This window comes from Lyngbya sp. CCY1209, from assembly GCF_055795065.1.
Map to the genome: position 1 here is coordinate 1 of NZ_JAYFER010000461.1, position 3,389 is coordinate 3,389.

Consider the following 3,389-nt stretch of genomic DNA (forward strand, 5'->3'; position numbering starts at 1 on the left):
GCTTGGGGCGGTCAGTCCCTTCTTGTTGTCAAGAAGCCTGCTTGTGCTGTCCCGTAGCGGTGGGCGCGGCACGAAAATTCGGTTTTGGGGAGGGGGAGAGGGGGAGATGGGGAGATGGGGGGACGGGGAGTTAGAGAAGCCAGTTGTCGGGGGCATTGATGATTTTGACTAAGCTACCAAGAATCTGGTTATAATTCTGGTAAAGCTCCTGAGCGATAGTCGCATCTAGATAGCCACATTTGACCGCAAACTTTAACCAAACTTGAGTTTCAGCAGCTTCTGCTTCAGCATCACTAAGTTTGGCGATAAACGCTGCCCGATAGCGTCGTTTTCTCCAGGCTTCCGCTAGGTTGGCACAGACAGAACGAGATGACCTGCGAATCTGGTCTGTCAAGGCATATCGCTCTTCTACAGGGAATCGCTTAGATAATTCAAAGAGCTTCATCGCTACCTCAAAAGCAATTTGATAAACGTTCAAATCTTCATGAGTCTTAGCCTTCCGCCTCTCCATCTCCCCCTCTCCTAGCAGGGCTGTTTCATTCTCGGTTAAAAATTGTCGTCGGAGACGGGGGGAGGGCAAGGGAGGGGCGGTTCAAACAAGGGGATGGAGCCCCTTGTTCATTCCGAAAAATCTCCCCATCTCCCCATCTCCCCGTCTCCCCGTCTCCTAGTAAGGCGACGACCAGCTCTTCACTTCGCCCAACGTCACCGGAATCAAATCGCTGACATCGATGGTGAAGCGGAAGATTTTCTTGGCCCGACGGCTGTTCTCCGGGTCGAAGAACTTCAGCTTCACATCCCAACAGTCGCTGTCCATCCGACAGAACGGGCTTTTCTCCACCGTGATGCTGTCGAGTTCCATGCCCTGGGCTACCGCTTGACTGAAGGTGGAGGCGGCTTGGAAGGCGTTCGTCACCGCAAAGTTGAGGGCGCGGTCTTGGGAAGTGGTGCCCAAATTGCGGAGGTCGTAGTACACCCGGTTGAGGAAACTGCCCAAAGTGCGGCGCATCGCCTCTTGGTCGGTATCGCCCTCGGCGGATTGCACTTCCTCGAAGGCCGCGTTGACCAGGTTATTGACCTTCCAACCGTAGACGCCGCGGGTGCTCTGGGGTTCGATGACGGGAATCACCTGCCCGGAGAACAGTTTGACCGTGCGCCCGGTCAAGACGCCGGGGATGCTGACGCGCTCGATATAATCGTCGTCGCTTTCCGGCTGAATTTGGCCGGCCAGGAGTTCTTGCAGGGCCAGGTAGGTTTCCCGGGCAAAGGGACCCTTGGGGTCGATGGCATAAACCGGGGTCAATTCAATATTGAGCGTCCAAATCAAAGACCGGGCTTCAGAAATATCGCTGGCCAGGTAGTCCACCATCTGGCGGGCATCGTAGGGGTTGGCCGGCACCATCACGCCCTCGCCGAGTTCAAAGGGCGGCATCAGTTGCTTGAAGGTATCGCGGCGGGCTTCGGAGCCGAAGTCGTAGCCCAAAGTTCCCAAAGCATAAACCAGTTGGCTGGATGCGAGTTCGCTGGGGGCTTGGCTGGGAGTGACGGCGTTGCTAGAGGTCATGGAGGTTGATTGAGTAGGGGTGAACGATTGGACGGTGTTGCTGGGGGTGGCCGCAGCTTGGGGCTCCTCCTGGGCGGGGGTGGCTTCGGGGGTGGATAAACCCCCGCCGCAGCCGCAGTTGCCGGATGGTTCGACGCCTGCGGGGGTGACGGCTTCTTGTTCTTCGGACATATTTCCTCCAGTCAGTAAGGTTAGGGCTCCAGCGATATTGAGTCGGCCTGCCAGACATCGCTGGGTATCGGCAGGCAGGGCGGCGTCGCAGGGCAGGGCGCTCTGCAACAGGAGTTGGCGCACCCGGGCGGGGTCGGGGGTTTCGCCCCGGTCCAGTTGCAGGCTCAACAGCAGGGCGGCGATGCCGGAAACGATGGGGGCCGCGAAGCTGGTGCCGTTGAGCCGTTCCGTCCCGCCGCCGGGTGTGGCTCCCAAGATTTGCTCCCCGGGGGCGAGAATGCCCTGGGTTTGGTACTTGGACCCCCAATTGCTGAAATCCAAGGGTTGCCCGCGAGCGTCCATCGCGCCCACAGCCAGGACGGCGGGGAGGGCGGCGGGGACGTGCAGGCACTCGCACCCGTCGTTACCCGCGGCAGCCACTAGCAGGATGTTCCGCTCCTGGCAGAGGCGGACGGCGTTTTCCAGCCAGCCCTCGGCTTCCCCGAAGTCGCTGAGTTGGCCGCCGCTGAGGTTGATGACCTGGGCGCCGGCGTTGGCCGCCTGCTCGATGCCCCGGGCGAGGTCGAGTTGGGTGGCACTACAGCGGTCGTCGGCAAAGACGGGGACGATGAGCCCGCGACACTGGGGGGCGATGCCGGGAATGTCGCTGTCGGGTTGCCCGAAAATGATGCTGGCGACGTGGGTGCCGTGGCCGGACATACTGCCGTCCTTGCTGGCGACGTCGGGGACGAGGGTGGGCAGGGCGGTGAGGTCGGCGCCTTGGAAACAGGGGTGGGCGCGGTCAACGGGGCCGTCGAGGACGGCGACGGTGATTTCGGAGGCGCCCCGGGTGCGGTTTTGTAATTCTGAGAGTCCGGGGATTGTCATTTTAGATATTATCGATATCGATAAATTTTCATTTTTTTTATCGGTCGTTGCTGTGACCAACTGCTCGAAAATTTTCGGCGAACAAACGGGGTCGATCTCAAAGGTAGTTCTGTTGGAGCCAATATCATATAGTTTTTCCTCGAATCGAATTATTGACTTCGGAAAAATCTTGACTTAAAAAAAGGAGATATTATCTGTCCAGGCGACCTCGAAACTGACGATCAAAATCTCGGGGTGTTGTCAGCTAATCTAGCTTTTGATTTTCACGATGTCAAGACTTTTTTGACGTTTTTTGTAAAGCTTTATAACGTCAATATGGGCACGATCAAAGGTGGGCGAATCGCGGGAAAAATTTGCGATTCGCCGGGGTAGACAGAGGGCTACAACCCTTTCTGTAAAGCCAGACTGCCGTGCTGTTTCTAAAGTTTAAAAGGGGGCTACTGGGTGCCGCTGCCGGGGAAAGGAGGGGGCTAAAGCCCAACAACGGGTGATGGGTGGGGGTGCGATCGCCGTTTCGGACTTTACGGGTGGCACGTTGGCCGGAGTCTGTTTTTGGGTTTCCATTTTTATGCTTCCTCTTTTGATAGAAAGAGGTCGAGTTGTGGGATCAGATTTTTATATGAACATCGATACAGGGGGGAGAATTGATCCCCCCACTGTAGACCCTGACCGTCAAAAAACGGAGAAACAGTAACGGTGATTTAGATGGATTTTGACTTCTCCCCGGTCTAAAGACGCGGGGATTCTTAAGCCGTCCAAAACTGAACTCTTAAAGGCATAGTCAATG

Annotated in this window: 3 protein-coding genes; all 3 read right to left on the reverse strand. The window is 56.8% G+C overall.

Annotated elements, in window-relative coordinates; translation table 11 throughout:
* Positions 1 to 130: 130 nt before the first annotated feature.
* Complete coding sequence (locus AC0QHF_RS14750; protein WP_324704984.1) at positions 131 to 478, reverse strand: four helix bundle protein; 348 nt, start codon at positions 476 to 478, stop codon at positions 131 to 133.
* Between the two features lie 189 nt (positions 479 to 667).
* Positions 668 to 2,602, reverse strand: a complete 1,935-nt coding sequence (locus AC0QHF_RS14755) for a S8 family peptidase (protein ID WP_324704985.1) — start codon at positions 2,600 to 2,602, stop codon at positions 668 to 670.
* Positions 2,603 to 3,028: 426 nt separating this feature from the next.
* Positions 3,029 to 3,166 carry a hypothetical protein gene (locus tag AC0QHF_RS14760; RefSeq protein WP_324704986.1) on the reverse strand — a complete coding sequence of 46 codons (138 nt, stop codon included), beginning with the start codon at positions 3,164 to 3,166 and terminating at the stop codon, positions 3,029 to 3,031.
* Positions 3,167 to 3,389 lie beyond the last annotated feature (223 nt).

Excerpts from the sequence above, each read along its gene's own strand:
- AC0QHF_RS14755 (WP_324704985.1), bottom strand. The coding sequence starts at position 2,602 with ATGACAATCCCCGGACTCTCAGAATTACAAAACCGCACCCGGGGCGCC.
- AC0QHF_RS14760 (WP_324704986.1), bottom strand. The coding sequence starts at position 3,166 with ATGGAAACCCAAAAACAGACTCCGGCCAACGTGCCACCCGTAAAGTCC.